Below are 17,924 nucleotides of genomic sequence, written 5' to 3'. Positions count from 1 at the left end.
TAGTATTTTTCAGAACAAGTAATTCTTTGCACAGATAAAGTGAAACCTTTTTCATTAAATAAAGTCTGTATCTCTAATGAGGAGTGAGTACATGAAGATTAAAGCAAAGTATATAGTGCCAACAATATTTCTATTGTTGTTTTGCGGCATATTTTTATTCGCCTGCACTGATAAAGAAATGAAACTTAAAGATGGAGGTACCCATTTATCCAAAGAGTTGAATAATAAAATTTCAAATTATATCGTCCAACAATACTCCACCCCTTCCCAAAATACAGATAAGCAATTTGAAGTTCATAAAGTATACGGCACAAGTGAGGAAAACGATGTAACCACTGTCTATTTCTGGTCTTATTACGGTGGTTTTAATAAATCAACTGGAACGGAAAATCAATCTGGACATTCTCTTCCCGCAGTAATGCAACTAAAGAGAGAGTCGGATCAGTATACTGTCGTTAAATACACTGAACCTGAGGATGGCGATTTATATCAATCCTCTATTAAAAAGATGTTCCCCAAGAAATACTTAAAACGGGTGTATAACGATGCTGGAAATAGTAGGAATTTAGAAAAAGAAATGGAAGCGAAAGTGAAGCGATGGTTGGAAGGATAAGCATCAAAAGTCGTTTTTGAGTTGCATTTTGAATAGTAATAGAATTCCGTGTTATGCTTATGGCAAATAAACAATTTCTAACAATTTGAGAGGAGAACACACTTATGAATTTGTTTGAAACAACCTATCAGCTGAATCAAAAAGTGAAGCACATAGCGAAGGTCACCGCCGTGGATAACGCAACCATTACGAATATCCAACTTCGCGCAGGCGAAGAAATTGTTGAACATAGTTCAAAAAATGATGCTTTCATTATCGTACGCAAAGGAAAAATCCGCTTCATAGTAGAAGGCAAGCCCGTGATTGTAACACCAGAGAATATGTTGCACATGATTCCGCTTGAAAAACATGATCTCCATGCGATTGAGGATACAGATTTAATACTCATTCAAATCAAACCATAAACTTAATTCTACAAATTAAAAAACCGTCCTAGAATACTACTTCTAGGACGGTTTTTATTTTAGTTAATCAAATAGCTTACGGCACCCGTATTCCCCTGAATTCGCGCGCCACCCGGTTCATACTCATAGACTGTAATTGTTACAGCTTCACCACTAGTAGCTCTTATGGTACCCGTCGCTTTATAAAGATTATCAGCTTCATCCGTTACTTCCTCTAATATCTCCTCCGAGATACCTAGTGCTAAAACTTCTTCATTGAAGCGTGCCACCAATGCCGTAAGATCAGACTCATCGATTTCAAGAGCGATACTTCTCACTGCTCCCATATTTGCATCCAAATTCAGAACAAAGGTTTTTGGTAAAGGAACACCAGTTGGAAAATCCTCAACTTCTGTAGATGTTTCTACTTTACTTACAACCTCAACAACTTCTGTTTCTTTAGCTACACCAGTTTTCTCTGTCTTACTAGTTGAATCTGAATCATTCGAACAGGCGACTGCGAGTATCGCAATTGTCACTAACAAAAACATTGTTAGGAATCGTTTATTCATTATTTATTTACCTCTTTCTTAAACCTAGTTTTTCACTAGTATAAAGAAGGAAGGTTAAGATAAGGTTAAAGTATGGTTTGTGTTTAACTTTTGTGGTCTAATCGGAAAGAAATTAATTAAAACTTAAAGAATTTAACCGAAACTTAACCTTATACCATTATAATCAGTACTTGGAGTAAAATACGTCTAACAAGGGGCTTGGTATAATGAATAAACTATTTTCACTTCTACTGCTAACTATATTAATGATTGCCGGCTGTTCTTCATCTAATTCGCAAGTGGATTCAAAAGAAACTACACCTGTTTCCGGTAAAGAAACAGAGAAACCTACAGATGAAGATGATGTAGAAATTATATCTGAGGAAATTGAATTGAAGATTCCCGGAAGACATGTCGGTGACCTGGATCCAGAATCTGTTATAAGCCAGTACAAATCCGTCGGTGTCGAGGAAGTTATGTACAACGAAGAAGATGATTCATATTCTTTAATGATGACGAGTGACATTCAAGGAATCTTTTTAATGTCCATTTTAAATAATGTAAAGACTTTAACAAAAGAAGCGGTTGAGGATGGGTATTATCCAACTTTCAAACAGATGAACTTTAACGATGATTTGACGCAACTTGAGGTTATCGTTGATGAACAATCCTTTAATGAAGAAACTGATGGCGTACTCATTTCTGAAATCGCAAATAAGATGACCTATTATCAGGTATTCAACAACGTGCCCGAAAATAAGGTTCACTTGGATGTAACTTTAAAAGATGAATCTTCGGGGAAAGTTTTCGATAAACTAACCTTCAATTGAAATGTTGTTTCAATCCTATTTATCGTTAGAGTAGCCTCTTAAGTTTAGCTTTTCCACACTCCATACAAAAAAGCATTCCATAAAAGGAATGCTTTTTTGTATATAACCCATTTCATAATCTTAAACCAGTTTAGCTAATCTCTTCTCTTCAGACTTATCCACAACTTTCGCGCCGATAATATCTCCGATTACGTTGGATGCCGTTCCACCCATACCAATAATTGCATCAACTCCAGCGATAAGAGCTACAATTTCGAGTGGGAGTCCAAACATTGTCAGAACTGCCGCCAGTGTTACAAGACCCGCAGCTGGAACACCTGCCGTACCAATGGACAACAAAGTTCCCACTAAAACAATCATGAATAAATCTGGTGGTGACAATTGTAGATTCGTAATGTTCGCAGCGAAAACAATCGAAACCCCCATCCGAATAGCTCCACCGTCCGAATTGAAAATGGCACCCAACGGAATGGCAAAGTTTGCGACATTGTCCGATATACCCGCTTTTTTAGCGGACTTCATAGCAATTGGCAATGAAGCAATACTACTCGACGTGAAGAATGCCGTTGTATAGGCTTCTTTCGTTTGTTTGAAAAAGTTCAATAATGGCGTTCCGGACAACAGTAAAAATCCTGCATATACGAAAATCCATAGCACCAACAATCCCAAATAGAAAACACCTACAAATGCAAATAGAGATTTTAACGTACCCCATCCTTGTCCACCAAATGAGGATGCGCTAATCGCAAAAATCCCAATTGGCATATAGAACAAAATTCCTCGTAAGAGCATATAAAAGAGTTCACTCAAAGCAGAACTGAATTTCTCTAGCATTAACCCATATTCATTCATTTGCACTTCTTTTGAATTTTTCATCATTGCGATAGCCGTGCCTATAATAATTGCAAGGAACATAATCCCCATAACATTTCCAGAACTAAAAGCTGTAATAATATTATCCGGCACAATATTCAATAAGACGTCCGCAAAATTAGGTGCGTTGGGTTGGTCTACTGTTGTATTTGGCAACGTTAAGAGTTTACCCGGCTTAATCCACAAAGCCAGTCCAAGACCAATTAAAACAGCGGCTGCAGTCGTAAGTGCATAATATAAAATCAGTTTCCAACCAATTCGCCCAAGTTGCGATGCACTCATTTTATTGACAGCAAGAACTACTGTAAAAAAAATGACCGGAATTGCAATCAATGTCAGTAAATTGATAAGCAGTGTCCCAAGTGGTTTTAATATCTCAGCTTCCTTTCCAAAAATAACACCAACGATGATTCCCAAAAGAAATCCAACCGTCATCTTTACAATGAAAGGTATCTTTTTGTACCCGTTCCATACCTTCTTCATGCACTCTCCACGCTCTCTTTAAAAAGTAATTAGTATTATAAGTTGATAGCTTATTGTAGCATAATACCTTATATTTCTAATGCATGAATACTCAGAGGGAGACAAGAAAGTATTTTTTATAGAATTGTACTAGGGCATTTCTATCCTACTTTTATGTCTAAATCGATTTTGGTGAATTATTATAAATTAATTCGTTAAAAGAGGTTTACATTTGTTTTGGACGGGTATATTGATTATACAAGGCAAAACTACCTGACGATGAACCTGCAAGACGAGTTACCTTCAGGTGATTCTGAGGATGAACTGCACTGCCTTGGCGGAAAATTTGCTTTACTGACGAGCGGTACTCTTTTTAAAGATGTAGTATCAAGTAGTAAGTATTAGATTTTTTGTGTAAGTGCAAGTAATGTAGCTAACAAGTAGGCAGATGATCGCGTATCAAACACTTTGCGACAGCTGAAAAACGTTAGGTATATCAAACTGAATTAGATTCGACGGTAAAGATTTAATCGTCAGAAAGACCAGTTTGTATGAATGTCAAACGACAAATTTTCCGAGTATGAATCTCTAATTTTTTCAGGTTTATAAAAAGCATGGTCCAAGTGGACCATGCTTTTTATATGCTAAGTTTTTTTGCAAATACATTATCATAAAACAATAATCCGAGTCTCATGCTTGCCGGTTGAAATTTTTATATTGCTACAATTTATATAAACAGCTACAATAGAAGTCTGATTAACATTCGGTCTCAGTAGCTCAGGGGATAGAGCAACAGCCTCCTAAGCTGTGGGTCGCAGGTTCGATTCCTGCCTGGGACATATTAAAACGCCTTGCACTTGTTTGCACCTCCAAAGTTAGAGTCGAACTCTATGTTTGGAGGGTTTTTATTTTAGTTGAATATAATTATGAATAATAAGTCATGTTTGAGACGGAGTAACTAGAGGTATACATTTACAAGTAAGATTGTACTTGTAAAAGGAGGGATACCCTTGAGATCAATTCTAGGTATAGTTATTTCAATTCTAGTCATCGTTTTACTTCTGAAACTAATAGGTGCGTTGTAATTGGACCCATTTGACGGTATTACATTAAAACATCAGTTGTTTTCTTCCAGGTTCTGATTCAAGATTGGCTAGGTTCCTGGAAAAAATTGTTTCTATGTTCTATACTTCATTTGAAAGGATTTGTTTTTTGGTGAAATGGTTTGGCGGAATTCTAGTAAATGCACTCTTGTTTCTCTTACTTTCTTATCTCATTCCAAGTTTTGTAGTCGCGACTATTGGCACAGCGATACTTGCTAGCATCGTTTTAGCTATTGTTAATATGCTCGTTCGGCCACTACTTATATTCTTTACATTGCCCGCAACGATTGTGACGTTCGGTCTTTTTTTATTCGTTATAAATGCTTTAATGCTTTTACTTACAAATAAATTAATGGGCAGTGGATTTGTTATTGAAGGCTTTGGAACTGCACTACTTATTGCACTTTTCATGTCTTTATTAAACATGATGTTGGATAGAACATTATTAAAACACCAGAAAAACAGTCGATGAACAAAAATTAATTAAAAGGAGCTTTTTAATATGCAAACAATCAAAGGTAAAACTGCTTTAATTACGGGTGCTGGCAGAGGAATTGGTCGCGCTACAGCCATTGCATTTGCTAAAGAAGGTATTCATATTGGGCTTGTAGGTAGAACTTCTGAGAACTTGGAAAATGTTGTGAAAGAACTTGAACAATATGATTTAAATGTAACGATGGCGGTTGCTGACGTTTCGGATAATGACGCAGTCATCGCCGCAGTCGAGCACATCACATCTGAACTTGGACACATCGATATATTAATAAACAATGCTGGAGTTGGAAAGTTCGGGAAGTTTTTAGAACTCTCACCTGAAGAATTTAAAAATATTATTGACGTAAACTTAATGGGTACATACTACGTTACCCGGGCTGTATTGCCTGCAATGATTGAAAAAGAAGCGGGAGATATTATTAACATCGCCTCAACTGCAGGAGAAAAAGGCGGACCCGTTACGAGTGCGTATAGTGCATCTAAATTCGGAGTTCTAGGATTAACAGAATCGCTAATGCTCGAAGTTAGAAAACATAATATCCGCGTAACCGCATTTCTACCAAGCACGGTTGCAACGGATCTAGCTTATGCAGAAAACCTGACTGATGGCAATCCAGACTTTGTCTTACAGCCTGAGGATCTTGCAGATTTAATGGTTGCACAATTAAAGTTGCATCCACGAGTTCTACTTAAATCATCCGTTTTATTCTCAACAAACCCGCAATAAAAATATTTCTAGACAAATAAAAACCCGGATTACCAGTCCCGGGTTTTTTTACTTTTCTTCATTTGGATGAATAAAATCAAATGGCTTACTTCTTCTACTCAAAAGTTACCCAAAGGAGATTTTTTCTGTTTTCAATTTATATTATATTTCACTACTAGTCAACGATTGAACATTTAAACCGATTGTCATTTTAATTTTGCCGAACAATACATATGTAACCAATTTCTCTAAAAGTAAACCTGCTCAAATTATTTGTTGAAAGAACTGGTTATTTTTTCTTTTCATTTTTTAGTAGTGAATTTTCGACTTCGGGATACACTACTTGTTGAAGGTGGGGAAGATATGCCGAAAACTAATAAGATATTGGTACCAGAAGCAGGTCGAACTATAGACCAGCTAAAGGCCGATGTGATGAAAGCGAAAGGTTTTAAAACAGATCCTTCAGATCCACATAAGGTGAAGTTTGAAATTGCCCGTGAACTCGGAATTCCATTATCTAAAGTATATAACGGTAACTTAACTTCTGAACAGGCCGGTAAGATTGGTGGCCCAATCGGTGGGAATATGGTTAGAGAAATGGTGAAACTTGCACAAGAGCAATTGGCTCGGAACACATGAAAGAAACACCGGCCCTTCTATAATGGGCCGGTGTTTTGATTCTTTAGATTAAAAAGGACCAGAGTAAAATCTTCTGGCCCTTGCTGTTAATACTATTCCTTACTTGAGAAATTCGTTTGTAAAGGCGGAGGAATTATCCAGCCTTTCTCTTTATTTAGTGCTAATAATTTTCCACCAAGTTTAGCTCTTTCCATATGAAATTTACCAAACATAACCGCTATGTCTTCGCGTAAACATTGCCCCATAACTAGGCTACACGACACAAGTCCTTGACCTACGTTAATAGATACTGCACCACTAATCTCGGGATCCATAAATCGGACACCTACAGGGATATCATCTAAACTTGCTGATGGGCGTTCAGGTAATGTTGGTGGCAAAGCAACTCCATTTGCGATTAACACCTTACCTACTTCCGTCGATTCAGACCGCATCATCTTAACAGATTCCTTTAAATACTCGATTAAATCTTTATCACCCGCGTGATTAATAAACGCTTCATATGCACTCACCAATCCATTATTCGCACCAATAAATGCCCAACAACCAATTACTTCACCGTAATGCATCGGTTGGTCTTTAGCGTCTCCACTTAAAATTCCCATGTATACACTCCTTTAAATTTCACAAAGTAATCTAAAAATACGATGTGTCCTCTGTATTATGGGTAAATGGAAGATTTCTATACGGTTATTATGGAATTACGGGTTCGATGACCATACTTAGTTCATCGCCTTCTAGTTTCACATAGAAAACCACTTCGGGACTGCTAATTGCAACGTCATAATCCACAGACCGATCATCCACAAACATTCCAGTCATTTGAATAAACTCATCTTCACTTCGATTGAAATTAAAGATTTCTTTCATTGATACTGCAAATTGATACCAAGGCAATCGGTCATGGCCACGTTCTTTAACGCCGGGATTTTTTTCAGAAAACTTTAATTGTGTTAACTCGTTTGTTTTCGGACTTTTGAGAGCTGTTAACTCGACCACTTCCCAATCTACTTCCTCTTCTATATTAATTAAAAATTTAAATTGTACTTCATTTTTTTCTGTATTTTCATAAACTTCTCCGATTTGAATTTTTAAACGTTCAGCAATCAGCGTATTGAACCGTTCTTTAAATTCATCTTTTGTAAACCCTAAAGAAGTTTCGTTTTCTTCAACATCTTTCTCTTTCTCTTCCTCTTCTTCAGATTCTTTAATACCCGCGATTCGTTCTAGATGAGGAGATTGCAGAGTTTCACTTTCAAATATGCTATCCGTATACCTTAGGTACATATACAAATTATTATCAGGTTCATATTTTGCCATTAGCAAATGTGAGGTGTCCTCCCGATAAAAAAACCTTATTCCGCTATACGTATCCTCTATACCTTGTTGATCGATATATTTATCTCCTTCATACGCACTAAATATTTTTTTGTAATCATTTTCATTCATTTTCAATGCATTTAATAGAAATACTTTATCTTCAAAAAGATAGACCCGTAAATTATCATAATGTAGGATGGAATCTGCTCCCGAACCTTCCAAATCCAACACATCTTTATAGTTCTGGCCTAACTTTTCAAAAACTTCAGATTTTGAATCCCCCAAAGTAACTTCGTTCAGATAGTATTTTCCACCCTCTTGTGAAAAAACAATCGTATTCGTATCAACGGGTTCAAGCTGACTTTCATTTATTAAGTCTTCAATAAATTCATTCGCCATCTTCAGGAACGATTCTACATCTTCCCCACTACCCAGATAATTTACACCACTATCGAAATCTTGAACAAGTATTTTTTCATCTAATCGCCAAATTTTGAACCGGTAACGTTGACCATCGCTAGATACCCCTAAATCATACAACGACATATCTTCTGGCAGAATCTCAGTTTCATTCATTGTTTGCAGTACTCTTCGAACGGTACTTTCCCATTCTTCATTATCGTAAATATCGACCACTCCAACATGATTTACGAGTTCTGGATTAAACTCCTCAATAGAAACAGATCGCATGAGAGAACTTTTTTCAATCTTTTCCAGTGCAATTCCTTGAGCTCGTTCCGGAGTCATTTCATTCGTCATATTCGTCATTATATAAAACAAAGCGACGATTACAATACCCGTGATCACAACTGGAAAAAATGGACGACTCTTTCGCTTTCGACTTTTTTGTAATTTCCGTAATGTCTCTTCTTTCGCATTGTTGGATCTATCGATATTTTTCATTTGATTTAGCATCTCCTCAATTCCACGCATTTTGTTCACCCTCTCTCTTCAGCATTTCACCCTTTAGAGCATCCATTGCACGCTTTGACATCCCTTTAACTTTTGCCTCTGTCCATCCTAAAATAAAGGCAGTTTCTTTTATCGTATTTTCGTTAATATTACGCAGAATGAGGACATCTTGATAATTTTGTTTCAATGTATTGATTGCTTGATGCATTTTTTTAATTTCTTCTTGATTTACCGAAATATTTGCCGGATCTTCATTGTTTTCATCAATATACTCATCTTTGCCAAATGCAAGAAAACTCACAATCTTTTTTCTACGAAAATAATCATATGTTACATTCCGTGCAATTTTTATGAGCCATGTTGAATGACTCGATTCATTTCGAAACGAATGGATATTTCGATATGCCTTCAAAAACGCATCATGCGTCAAATCTTCTGCCTTTTGTTCATGTCCTACGAGCATGTATATATATCGATACACTCGGTCACTTTCAGTTCTATAAAGTGCATCAAATTCAAAATCCTTCATTTGCAATCCCCCCTTCATACCATTAGACGAATTAACTTTAGAAAAGTACTATTATTCTGTGTTTCTTTCAGTAATAATGGTAAGTAGTACACAAAGGAGGCTATTATTAATGTGTTTAATAAATTTCCACATTAATGAACACCCATCATATAAAATCATTTTGGCGGCTAATCGAGACGAGTCTTATTCCCGCCCTACTGCACCCGCACAGTTTTGGAGTGACGAGCCTACCATTTTAGCAGGACGCGACTTGCTGCAATCTGGCACATGGCTAGGAGTCACTAAGACAGGCCGTATTGCAGCACTCACAAACTACCGCGATCCATCACTACCAACAAACGGAAAAATATCTCGTGGCGAAATCATTCGAAACTATTTAGCCGGAACTCTTTCCCCAAAAGAATATTTAACTGCATTGAATGAAAAGAAGGAACTCTACACTGGCTTTAATGTCATTGTTGGTAATCCAGATGAACTTTTCTATTACAATAACTTGGAAGCAAAAATAGTGGAAATTGAAGAAGGAACACACGGACTCAGCAATCATTTCCTAGACACGCCTTGGCCAAAGGTTTTAAACGGCAAGAGGATGTTGAGAGAATATGTATTGCGAAATGAAACAGTCGAGGAAGATCAATTGTTTGAAATTTTATCTATGGAGGATTTAGCCGAAGATCAAGATTTACCGAGTACAGGAGTTGGAATTGATTTAGAAAGACAATTATCTCCACTATTTATCAAAACGGATAATTACGGCACACGCTCTTCTACTGTTTTAACAATTGATAACGATGATAATGTTACTTTTATCGAACGAACGTATGAAAAAGGATTGTTTAAAGAACAAAATAAATTTGAATTTAAGATTGATAAGTAAGGACTCTGAAAACCCGTTGTTCAACGAATTACTCGTTAAACAACGGTGTTTTTATGTGAAAATTTTCTTTAATTATCCGGATAAGTGCACAGTTCAATTAAAGTACCATCTGTAGATATAGGATTAATGTATATGAGTCTTCTTCCGCGCGCATTCATGCGGAGTGTGTCCTCAAGGAAACGAATGCCTTTATTTTTAGCTTCAAGTATCGCACTATCTAAATCTTCAACGCGATAGGCCATATGATGTACACCTTTTCCCTTTTGCTTAATAAACCGATCAATCGGAGAATTCTTATTCGTTGGTTCCAGTAACTCAATTAGGTTATCAGCAGTCCGAACAACAGCAACATGCACCTCAACACCAGGCGCGTCGCTTGTATATCGATCCTCTACTACACCGCCCAGTACTTCAAGGTAGAATGGAAGAGCTTCATCGATACTTCTAACAGCAATTCCAACGTGATCAAAAATAGCTTCCAATTTACTTCCCCCATTCGAATTGCCTTATTTTTCATCTACTTATAATCTTATTTTTATTTAATAATTAATCTGATGAATTTACCTACTAAAAAGCAGCGGCGCTCGCTCTGCCGCTGCTTTCTATTAGTACTTATCCACAGTGTCTCCATATTCATTAAGAAGTTCTTCAAAACTCTTGTTCTTTTCACGTTCTTCTCGCTCTTTGCGAATCTGCATTACACGCTCTTTTTCAACAGCTTCAGCTTTTATTTTTGCCACATCACTTAACTCTTTTTTTGCGGCTTTCAATTTTTCTAAAATATCGTCGCCAAGTGAATCTGATAAAGTTAGCGATGCATTCTCTTTTTTCACTGGTCGAACGGGTTGCTTACGTTTTTTAGCCATTTTACCCATCACCTTCCTGAAAGTTAAGGACGTTTTACGATCGTCGCTACACCTTGTCCGCCACCGATGCACAATGTTGCAAGTCCTGTTTTTGCATCGCGGCGTTTCATTTCATGTAGTAGCGTTACAAGTATTCTTGCACCACTTGCACCAATTGGGTGACCTAGTGCAATTGCGCCTCCGTTGACATTTAATTTATCGTGATCAAATCCAAGTTCTTTATCAACCGCTATCGCTTGAGCTGCGAATGCTTCGTTCGCTTCGATAAGGTCGATATCTGCAAGGTTCATTTTAGCACGGTCAAGTACTTTACGGACCGCTTGAACTGGACCCAATCCCATAACAGATGGGTCTACTCCTGCTCCTGAGTTCGTTACGATAGTCGCGAGTGGAATAAGACCGAGCTCATCTGCTTTCTCTTTCGACATGATAACAAGTGCTGCCGCCCCGTCGTTTATACCGGATGCATTACCCGCTGTCACACTGCCGTCTTTTTTAAAGGCCGGACGAAGCTTGCTCAATTTTTCTGCAGTCGATCCTGATTTCACGTATTCATCGGTATCAAAAAGGATAGGTTCTCCGCGACGTTGTGGAATTTCAATAGCGACAATTTCTTCTTTAAATGTTCCAGATTCAATTGCTGCGGCTGCCTTTTCCTGTGATTTTGCCGAGAAACTATCTTGTTCTTCCCTTGTAATTGCATAACGGTCGCATAAGTTTTCCGCTGTAATCCCCATATGGTAATCGTTGAATGCGCACCATAAGCCGTCTTTTATCATACTATCCACGACTTTTTGGTCACCCATTTTATAACCTTCACGGCTACCTGGTAATAAAAATGGTGCTTGACTCATGTTTTCCATTCCGCCTGCAACGATAATATCTGCATCGCCCGCTAGAATGGCTTGACGTGCAAGTTGTATTGTTTTAAGTCCAGAACCACATACTTTATTTATGGTCATTGCGGGTACAGTTTCAGGAAGCCCCGCTTTAATCGCCGCTTGACGTGCCGGATTTTGTCCAAGTCCCGATTGAAGTACATTACCCATAATTACTTCATCTACGAGTTCTGGTGAGACACCAGCACGCTTTAAAGCCTCTTTAATGACAACTGCACCTAGATCGGTTGCTGGTATATCTTTTAGTGATCCTAGAAAAGAACCAATTGCGGACCTGACCGCGCTAACAATAACTACTTCTTTCGACATTCAAAATCCCCCTTATAAAAGTTGCTTGTATAGGCATCCCTTCATTACAATATAAATAAGGAGGGATGATATGTTCATTTTACCAGAAGAAGTGACGTTAATCGAGGTTGGTCCACGCGATGGTCTACAAAACGAAAGCAAACATGTTCTAGAAGAAGATAAACTCGCATTCATCCATGCGCTACAAGAGGCGGGTATTACCGAAATGGAACTGACTTCATTTGTGTCTCCAAAATGGGTACCCCAAATGGCGGATGCTGCAAATATTGTTAAAAAAACAAAAAAGATAGGCAAGCAAATTGTTTTAACTCCTAATGAAAAAGGGGCAGATCTTGCATTAGAAGCGGGTGCACGTAGTGTAGCTGTTTTTGTTGGCGTTAGTAATTCCTTTAATAAAAAAAATATCAATCGAACGACAGATGAAAGTGTAGAAGCATTAAAACCGGTTATTTTGAAATTAAAAGAGCAAGGCATCTATGTTCGAGCTTGTATTTCAACAGCATTTTATTGTCCGTTTGAAGGGAAAATAAATCCCGATTCGGTTGTCGAACTCTGTCTACGATTTATCGAAATGGGAATAGATGAACTAAGTGTTGCTGATACCGTTGGAAGAGCAAATCCTCGTGAAAGTTTTGATTTATTTAAAAAACTAATCGACGAACTTCCAAAAGTTTTAATTACTGCTCATTTCCACGATACTCGAAAGATGGCAATTGCCAATATTTTCGCCGCTATGCAAGCAGGAATTGATCGGTTTGATAGTTCTGCGGGTGGACTTGGTGGATGTCCTTTTTCACCTGGTGCAACCGGAAATGTTGCTACTGAAGATGTCGCTCACATGATGGACTCATTGAATATACATACAGGTATAAGCGTGAAAAAGGTTTGTGAAGCTGTAGCTGTAATTGCCCCCCATGTCTCACATCCAATTGAAACCGGGATGTATCGATTATTTCTAAACGAACAACTTTAAACAGGAGGTGACTCTTTTGAAAAGACGCACTCTGTATATTACAGGTGTTTTTTCAAGCATAATTGCAGCACTGACAACAATTTTCGGGATTTTCCTAACAAATCAACTTATGTATTTAAAAATTAAAGATCCAGAGTTTATTATGAAGCGGGAAATTCTTGCAAAACGATTCGATGAAAAATGGTATGAGCATGTTAAGAAAGTTGAAATGTGGATTGACTCGCCTAATGGGTATCGATTAAGAGCTGTCTTTCTTAAACCACTAACAACAAATCGAACAATTATCATTTGTCATGGTGTCACAGAAAATAAAATTAACTCAGTGAAGTATGCTCGTTTATTTGAAAGACTCGGCTTTAATTCTGTTGTCTACGATCATCGAAGACATGGTGATTCAGGTGGAAAAACCACAAGTTTTGGCTATTATGAGAAGTACGATTTAAAAGCAATTGTTGAAACCATCCGGGAAGAAATAGGGAATGATTCTTTGCTAGGTATTCATGGCGAATCAATGGGAGCGGCTACAACAATCCTTTACGCGGGAACGTTTGAAGATCTTGCTGATTTTCATATTGTAGATTGCCCCTTCTCCGATTTCACTGAACAAATACTTCATCTTATGCGAAAAGACACCCCCCTACGGAATGCAATGATGCTTAGAATTGGAAACTTATTCATGAAGATTCGTGAAGGCTATTCTATAAAAATGATTTCTCCAAAAGAAGTGGTTGCCAATATTACAAAACCAGTCTTGTTCATTCACAGCTTAGAAGATGATTTCATATTACCTTATATGACTAAAGAATTATTTAGAGCCAAACGTGGGGATAAAATGCTGAAGTTGTTTAAAGATGGTGAACATGCAAAATCTTTTAATGATAATGCAAAAAAATATGAGGAAGTCGTAAAAGAATATTTGAAACGTTTTAATTTGATAGATTAAAACAAAACACCCGTTGGAATGTGTAGCCAACGGGTGTTTTATTATTGATCTATTTTTAATGATTTTGAAGATATATCTTACTTTTATTTGTCTGTTTGTTTTTGCTTCTTTTCCAAATACTGCGTACGTATTTTTTCAAGTTGCTGCTTTTTATCAAATTGGGCTGGTATGTTTTTTTCATGATACTTTGTCACAGCCGCCCGGCCTTTGTTATCCAATTGATATTTCCCCACTTAATTCACCTTCTTTTCTTGTCTTTCAAGAGAATCTAATCCACAAATGTAATATACCTTAGTTTACTGCAGTAAACCCTATAAGTATACTGCCAAACTTGCATATATCAGTATAACTTTAAATACTTAGTAAAATAATTCATCATAATTTCGCCAATCAAATCCCAATTTTTGAAGCAAACAAAAACCACCTTTCTGGTTTATTCTTCACCAGAAAAGTGGTTTATTGGTTTAAAGAAGTAAGATTAACCCAAGAGATATTTTAACAGGTAATCATTTTCTATCAACTGCTATTGAGTAACCAAAGAAATAGTCTAAAAAAGAATCACCCCGTCGGAATAGATAACCAACGGGTGTTTTGTATTATTTCTTAGCTTTCTCTTTACCTTTAACTTTAGGTTGCTTCTCACTCGCTTTATTCATCTGATTCATCATCTGGTTAATCTTCTTTTGAGAAGGCTTTTGTCCCATCTGCATCATCATCATTCGTAACATTTCTTCATTAATCGGCGGGTTATCTTTCAAATATTTCATCATGTATTGACGTGCAATGAAAAATCCTAAAGCCACACCTGCTAATAACGCAACAACAATTAATATAATTCCTAGCGTCAAAGTCATCCGCCATACCTCCTTCACTTCAATAGTTCAAGTAAACATCACCAAGAAGGATTATACAGCAGATTGAGTCGTTATACTACTTATTTAGCGAAATAATGCTTCTTCATGTCCACGCATCTTCATATATTTGACTGGTTTTAACCAGCCCCATTCACCGTAACCATCCATTACCGCAAAAAACCTGTTGCCAGATTCAGAAAGTGCAACAAATAAATCGAGATCAAGCATTCTAGAACCATCACAATATACATTCAACGCGTACGAAGAAAGTGAAATGGATATAGATCCTTTAACAGGATGTGTTAATTTGTACTCATTATTTTCAAATTCGATGATTGGAAACAATTTCCCTAGATTGTTTAAAATTGCCTCATTAATGGCTTGTCTTTCCAAAACTTCACAGAGATAATGTACTTCGGGTAAGTTTTCGCTATTTTCCGGGTTCTCTGTAAGTAAATCATATAATAGCCTTTCGCGTCCAATTACAAATGGCTGGTACATCTCTTTCACCTTATATATTTCGTATGTTCGCACGTATCGCCACCCCCTATTTAAATCGTACTCCTTTGGAACTGAAAAGACTGTCATATTACGGAGTGAAACCTAACTATTATTGTCACATTTAGATAGATTCTAAGTATTCCGTCTAAAGAAGGTAAAGAAAAGCTGTTCCCAATTCCGAAACACGGATTAAGGAACAGCACTTATTGTTATTCGGCAAGTAATGCCTTTACTTTAGAGATTACATTTTCTTCATTAAACCCATATTTATAAATAACGGTATCACCAGGTGCACTTGCACCAAATGTATCAATAGTAATTAAATCGCCTTCATCACCAATATATTTATGCCATCCAATTGAAGCACCCATTTCAATTCCTAGGCGTTTCTTAACATTTTTCGGAAGTATACTTTGTTTATATGCAGCCTCTTGTTTTTCAAACAAATCCCAAGAAGGCATAGAAACAACTGATACATCAATACCTATAGCTTTAAGTTTTTCTTGTGAAGCCACCGCAAGACTTACTTCAGAACCCGTAGCAATTAGAATTGCGTCTGCAATTTCTTTACTTGCTGGAGATACAATATAAGCACCTTTTTTAACGCCTTCCATTGCAAGCTCAGCTGTTTTTGCCAAAACAGGTAAGTTTTGACGTGACAATATTAAGCATGTAGGTGTATTGGTTGATGAGACTGCAATATTCCATGCTGCTGCAGTTTCATTCGCATCCGCAGGACGTATAATAGATAGTCCTGGCATTGCGCGAAGTGCTGCTAGATGTTCTACAGGTTCGTGCGTCGGACCGTCTTCACCTACCGCGACACTGTCATGCGTGAAGACGTATGTTACAGGTACACCCATGATCGATGACAAACGTATTGCCGGACGAACATAATCGCTGAACACAAAGAATGTTCCACCAAAGACATGCAGACCCCCGTGAAGCGCCATTCCATTTAGTGCTGTACCCATAGCAAATTCACGGACACCAAACCAAATATTACGTCCTGAGTAGTCGGTAGGTAAGAAATCTCCAGCACCTTTAATTGTTGTTTTATTCGAACCAGCAAGGTCAGCACTACCCCCAAATAAAGATGGAACTGCTTTTGCGATCGCATTAATTGCATCACCTGATGCAGAGCGAGTTGCGTGTGAAGTACCTGCTTCATAGATTGGTAAGGATTCTTCAAATCCTTCTGGTAATTTACGTTCGATTGCATCTTTAAGTTGCTTTGCTAAATTACTGTGTTCTTGCTCATATTTCGAGAAAAGATCATTCCATTGTTTTTCTTTTTGTGCACCTTGTTTTTCAGCAGCATTACTAAATGTTTCATAGACTTCCTCTGGAACATGGAAATCTTCTTCAAAAGTCCATTTGTAATATTCTTTTGTTAATTTCATTTCGTCTTCACCAAGAGGCATTCCGTGTGCATCTGATTTTCCAGATCTGTTTGGCGAACCATAACCAATTACTGTTTTAACTTCAATAATCGTTGGTCCTCCAGTATTAGATTTAGCTGTTTCAATTGCATTTGAAATATCACCAATCTCGTTACCGTCTTCTACCCGGATATAATTCCAACCGTATGATTCAAAACGTTTACGAATGTTCTCTGTAAATGACATATCCAAATCGCCATCAAGTGAAATATCATTACTATCATAAAGTACGATTAATTTATCTAATTGCAAATGACCTGCTAGCGAGATTGCTTCCGCCGCAACACCTTCCATTAAATCTCCGTCTCCGCAAAGTGCATACGTATGATGATCTACAATATCTAATCCTGGTTTATTGTATGTTGCTGCGAGATGCTTTTCAGCCATCGCCATTCCAACTGCCATTCCAATTCCTTGTCCTAATGGCCCTGTAGTCGCCTCAACACCTACTGTATCGCCGTATTCAGGATGACCTGGTGTAGCAGAACCCCATTGTCTAAACTTCTTAATTTCTTCCATAGGAAGACCGTACCCTCCTAGGTGGAGTAAGCTATAAAGAAGCATCGATCCATGACCAGCAGATAGTACGAAGCGGTCCCTATTGAACCACTTTGGATTTGCCGGATTATGATACATATGTTTCGTCCACAGCGTATAAGCCATTGGGGCAGCACCCATTGGCAGTCCCGGATGTCCGGAGTTTGCTTTTTCGATTGCATCGATGGATAGTGTTCGGATTGAGTTTACTGCAAGTTGATCAATTATTTCAGTCATTTGAGTACATCCCTTCTAAATATCAATTTCATTTTTCAGCAACATTATGAGATCCTTTGCTAAAGTTAGA

The 17,924-nt window shown here is 37.5% G+C and carries 21 protein-coding genes and 1 tRNA gene; 10 read left to right on the top strand and 12 right to left on the bottom strand.

What is annotated here, in order from left to right; translation table 11 throughout:
• Positions 1–91: 91 nt before the first annotated feature.
• Both ACP8HH_RS07205 and ACP8HH_RS07200 read left to right on the top strand, forming a co-directional pair.
• Complete coding sequence (locus ACP8HH_RS07205) at positions 92–613, top strand: hypothetical protein (RefSeq protein ID WP_438317903.1); 522 nt, start codon at positions 92–94, stop codon at positions 611–613.
• 104 nt (positions 614–717) lie between these two features.
• Positions 718–1,017, top strand: coding sequence for a cupin domain-containing protein (locus ACP8HH_RS07200; protein ID WP_438317900.1), 300 nt, complete (start codon positions 718–720; stop codon positions 1,015–1,017).
• A 59-nt stretch (positions 1,018–1,076) separates the two neighbouring features.
• Here ACP8HH_RS07200 and ACP8HH_RS07195 read toward each other — a convergent pair whose 3' ends face one another.
• Positions 1,077–1,568: a hypothetical protein gene (locus ACP8HH_RS07195; RefSeq protein ID WP_438317897.1), complete on the bottom strand. Its 492-nt coding sequence runs from the start codon at positions 1,566–1,568 to the stop codon at positions 1,077–1,079.
• A gap of 206 nt (positions 1,569–1,774) precedes the next feature.
• Here ACP8HH_RS07195 and ACP8HH_RS07190 point away from each other — a divergent pair, with 206 nt between their 5' ends.
• Positions 1,775–2,377: a hypothetical protein gene (locus tag ACP8HH_RS07190; RefSeq protein WP_438317894.1), complete on the top strand. Its 603-nt coding sequence runs from the start codon at positions 1,775–1,777 to the stop codon at positions 2,375–2,377.
• 120 nt (positions 2,378–2,497) lie between these two features.
• On the opposite strand, the gene ACP8HH_RS07185 is transcribed toward ACP8HH_RS07190, so the two are convergent.
• The gene (locus ACP8HH_RS07185) at positions 2,498–3,733 is read right to left on the bottom strand and encodes a dicarboxylate/amino acid:cation symporter (protein ID WP_438317891.1); all 1,236 of its coding nucleotides are present in this window, start codon (positions 3,731–3,733) and stop codon (positions 2,498–2,500) included.
• A gap of 745 nt (positions 3,734–4,478) precedes the next feature.
• On the opposite strand from ACP8HH_RS07185, the gene ACP8HH_RS07180 reads away from it, so the two are divergent.
• The 4 genes from ACP8HH_RS07180 to ACP8HH_RS07165 all read left to right on the top strand — a co-directional run bounded on the left by ACP8HH_RS07180 (position 4,479) and on the right by ACP8HH_RS07165 (position 6,655).
• A tRNA-Arg gene (locus tag ACP8HH_RS07180) sits at positions 4,479–4,551 on the top strand.
• A 376-nt stretch (positions 4,552–4,927) separates the two neighbouring features.
• Positions 4,928–5,287: a phage holin family protein gene (locus ACP8HH_RS07175; protein WP_438319062.1), complete on the top strand. Its 360-nt coding sequence runs from the start codon at positions 4,928–4,930 to the stop codon at positions 5,285–5,287.
• 30 nt (positions 5,288–5,317) lie between these two features.
• Positions 5,318–6,037: a 3-ketoacyl-ACP reductase gene (locus tag ACP8HH_RS07170; protein ID WP_438317889.1), complete on the top strand. Its 720-nt coding sequence runs from the start codon at positions 5,318–5,320 to the stop codon at positions 6,035–6,037.
• 342 nt (positions 6,038–6,379) lie between these two features.
• Positions 6,380–6,655, top strand: a complete 276-nt coding sequence (locus ACP8HH_RS07165; RefSeq protein WP_438317886.1) for a small, acid-soluble spore protein, alpha/beta type — start codon at positions 6,380–6,382, stop codon at positions 6,653–6,655.
• 92 nt (positions 6,656–6,747) lie between these two features.
• Here ACP8HH_RS07165 and ACP8HH_RS07160 read toward each other — a convergent pair whose 3' ends face one another.
• The 3 genes from ACP8HH_RS07160 to ACP8HH_RS07150 form a co-directional block, all read right to left on the bottom strand.
• Positions 6,748–7,260, bottom strand: coding sequence for a DUF3231 family protein (locus ACP8HH_RS07160; RefSeq protein WP_438317883.1), 513 nt, complete (start codon positions 7,258–7,260; stop codon positions 6,748–6,750).
• An 88-nt stretch (positions 7,261–7,348) separates the two neighbouring features.
• Positions 7,349–8,908 carry a hypothetical protein gene (locus tag ACP8HH_RS07155; RefSeq protein WP_438317880.1) on the bottom strand — a complete coding sequence of 520 codons (1,560 nt, stop codon included), beginning with the start codon at positions 8,906–8,908 and terminating at the stop codon, positions 7,349–7,351.
• Complete coding sequence (locus ACP8HH_RS07150; protein ID WP_438317877.1) at positions 8,895–9,416, bottom strand: RNA polymerase sigma factor; 522 nt, start codon at positions 9,414–9,416, stop codon at positions 8,895–8,897. The genes ACP8HH_RS07155 and ACP8HH_RS07150 overlap by 14 nt, the downstream gene beginning before the upstream one ends.
• Positions 9,417–9,525: 109 nt before the next feature.
• Here ACP8HH_RS07150 and ACP8HH_RS07145 point away from each other — a divergent pair, with 109 nt between their 5' ends.
• Positions 9,526–10,293 carry an NRDE family protein gene (locus ACP8HH_RS07145; RefSeq protein WP_438317874.1) on the top strand — a complete coding sequence of 256 codons (768 nt, stop codon included), beginning with the start codon at positions 9,526–9,528 and terminating at the stop codon, positions 10,291–10,293.
• Positions 10,294–10,361: 68 nt separating this feature from the next.
• Here the strand turns inward: ACP8HH_RS07145 and mce are convergent, their stop codons facing one another.
• The 3 genes from mce to ACP8HH_RS07130 form a co-directional block, all read right to left on the bottom strand.
• Positions 10,362–10,775 (bottom strand): methylmalonyl-CoA epimerase, encoded by a 414-nt coding sequence (gene mce, locus ACP8HH_RS07140; protein WP_438317871.1) that lies wholly within the window; start codon positions 10,773–10,775, stop codon positions 10,362–10,364.
• A 123-nt stretch (positions 10,776–10,898) separates the two neighbouring features.
• Positions 10,899–11,159 (bottom strand): YqkE family protein, encoded by a 261-nt coding sequence (locus tag ACP8HH_RS07135; protein WP_438317868.1) that lies wholly within the window; start codon positions 11,157–11,159, stop codon positions 10,899–10,901.
• Positions 11,160–11,182: 23 nt separating this feature from the next.
• Complete coding sequence (locus ACP8HH_RS07130; RefSeq protein WP_438317865.1) at positions 11,183–12,367, bottom strand: acetyl-CoA C-acetyltransferase; 1,185 nt, start codon at positions 12,365–12,367, stop codon at positions 11,183–11,185.
• Between the two features lie 70 nt (positions 12,368–12,437).
• On the opposite strand from ACP8HH_RS07130, the gene ACP8HH_RS07125 reads away from it, so the two are divergent.
• Together ACP8HH_RS07125 and ACP8HH_RS07120 are read left to right on the top strand one after the other, a co-directional pair.
• Complete coding sequence (locus ACP8HH_RS07125) at positions 12,438–13,340, top strand: hydroxymethylglutaryl-CoA lyase (RefSeq protein ID WP_438317862.1); 903 nt, start codon at positions 12,438–12,440, stop codon at positions 13,338–13,340.
• A 16-nt stretch (positions 13,341–13,356) separates the two neighbouring features.
• Positions 13,357–14,283: an alpha/beta hydrolase gene (locus ACP8HH_RS07120; RefSeq protein ID WP_438317859.1), complete on the top strand. Its 927-nt coding sequence runs from the start codon at positions 13,357–13,359 to the stop codon at positions 14,281–14,283.
• Between the two features lie 83 nt (positions 14,284–14,366).
• Here the strand turns inward: ACP8HH_RS07120 and ACP8HH_RS07115 are convergent, their stop codons facing one another.
• The 4 genes from ACP8HH_RS07115 to tkt all read right to left on the bottom strand — a co-directional run bounded on the left by ACP8HH_RS07115 (position 14,367) and on the right by tkt (position 17,854).
• Positions 14,367–14,516, bottom strand: coding sequence for a hypothetical protein (locus ACP8HH_RS07115; protein WP_438317856.1), 150 nt, complete (start codon positions 14,514–14,516; stop codon positions 14,367–14,369).
• 363 nt (positions 14,517–14,879) lie between these two features.
• On the bottom strand, positions 14,880–15,137 hold the full coding sequence (locus ACP8HH_RS07110; RefSeq protein ID WP_438317853.1) for a YneF family protein: 258 nt from the start codon (positions 15,135–15,137) through the stop codon (positions 14,880–14,882).
• A gap of 84 nt (positions 15,138–15,221) precedes the next feature.
• Entirely contained in the window at positions 15,222–15,671 is a 450-nt protein-coding gene (gene sirA / locus ACP8HH_RS07105) for a sporulation inhibitor of replication protein SirA (protein WP_438317850.1), read from the bottom strand.
• A 176-nt stretch (positions 15,672–15,847) separates the two neighbouring features.
• Positions 15,848–17,854 (bottom strand): transketolase, encoded by a 2,007-nt coding sequence (gene tkt / locus ACP8HH_RS07100; protein ID WP_438317847.1) that lies wholly within the window; start codon positions 17,852–17,854, stop codon positions 15,848–15,850.
• Between the last annotated feature and the right edge of the window lie 70 nt (positions 17,855–17,924).

Source organism: Sporosarcina sp. FA9 (assembly GCF_051550205.1).
Classification (GTDB): domain Bacteria; phylum Bacillota; class Bacilli; order Bacillales_A; family Planococcaceae; genus Sporosarcina.
This window is presented reverse-complemented; position numbering and strand designations above follow the sequence as displayed.

Coding starts and splice junctions, on each gene's coding strand:
- ACP8HH_RS07125 (WP_438317862.1), top strand. CDS start 12,438: ATGTTCATTTTACCAGAAGAAGTGACGTTAATCGAGGTTGGTCCACGC.
- ACP8HH_RS07205 (WP_438317903.1), top strand. CDS start 92: ATGAAGATTAAAGCAAAGTATATAGTGCCAACAATATTTCTATTGTTG.
- tkt (WP_438317847.1), bottom strand. CDS start 17,854: ATGACTGAAATAATTGATCAACTTGCAGTAAACTCAATCCGAACACTA.
- ACP8HH_RS07135 (WP_438317868.1), bottom strand. CDS start 11,159: ATGGCTAAAAAACGTAAGCAACCCGTTCGACCAGTGAAAAAAGAGAAT.
- ACP8HH_RS07145 (WP_438317874.1), top strand. CDS start 9,526: ATGTGTTTAATAAATTTCCACATTAATGAACACCCATCATATAAAATC.
- ACP8HH_RS07195 (WP_438317897.1), bottom strand. CDS start 1,568: ATGAATAAACGATTCCTAACAATGTTTTTGTTAGTGACAATTGCGATA.
- ACP8HH_RS07200 (WP_438317900.1), top strand. CDS start 718: ATGAATTTGTTTGAAACAACCTATCAGCTGAATCAAAAAGTGAAGCAC.
- ACP8HH_RS07150 (WP_438317877.1), bottom strand. CDS start 9,416: ATGAAGGATTTTGAATTTGATGCACTTTATAGAACTGAAAGTGACCGA.
- ACP8HH_RS07170 (WP_438317889.1), top strand. CDS start 5,318: ATGCAAACAATCAAAGGTAAAACTGCTTTAATTACGGGTGCTGGCAGA.
- ACP8HH_RS07185 (WP_438317891.1), bottom strand. CDS start 3,733: ATGAAGAAGGTATGGAACGGGTACAAAAAGATACCTTTCATTGTAAAG.
- ACP8HH_RS07130 (WP_438317865.1), bottom strand. CDS start 12,367: ATGTCGAAAGAAGTAGTTATTGTTAGCGCGGTCAGGTCCGCAATTGGT.
- ACP8HH_RS07155 (WP_438317880.1), bottom strand. CDS start 8,908: ATGCGTGGAATTGAGGAGATGCTAAATCAAATGAAAAATATCGATAGA.
- ACP8HH_RS07190 (WP_438317894.1), top strand. CDS start 1,775: ATGAATAAACTATTTTCACTTCTACTGCTAACTATATTAATGATTGCC.
- ACP8HH_RS07110 (WP_438317853.1), bottom strand. CDS start 15,137: ATGACTTTGACGCTAGGAATTATATTAATTGTTGTTGCGTTATTAGCA.
- ACP8HH_RS07160 (WP_438317883.1), bottom strand. CDS start 7,260: ATGGGAATTTTAAGTGGAGACGCTAAAGACCAACCGATGCATTACGGT.
- ACP8HH_RS07165 (WP_438317886.1), top strand. CDS start 6,380: ATGCCGAAAACTAATAAGATATTGGTACCAGAAGCAGGTCGAACTATA.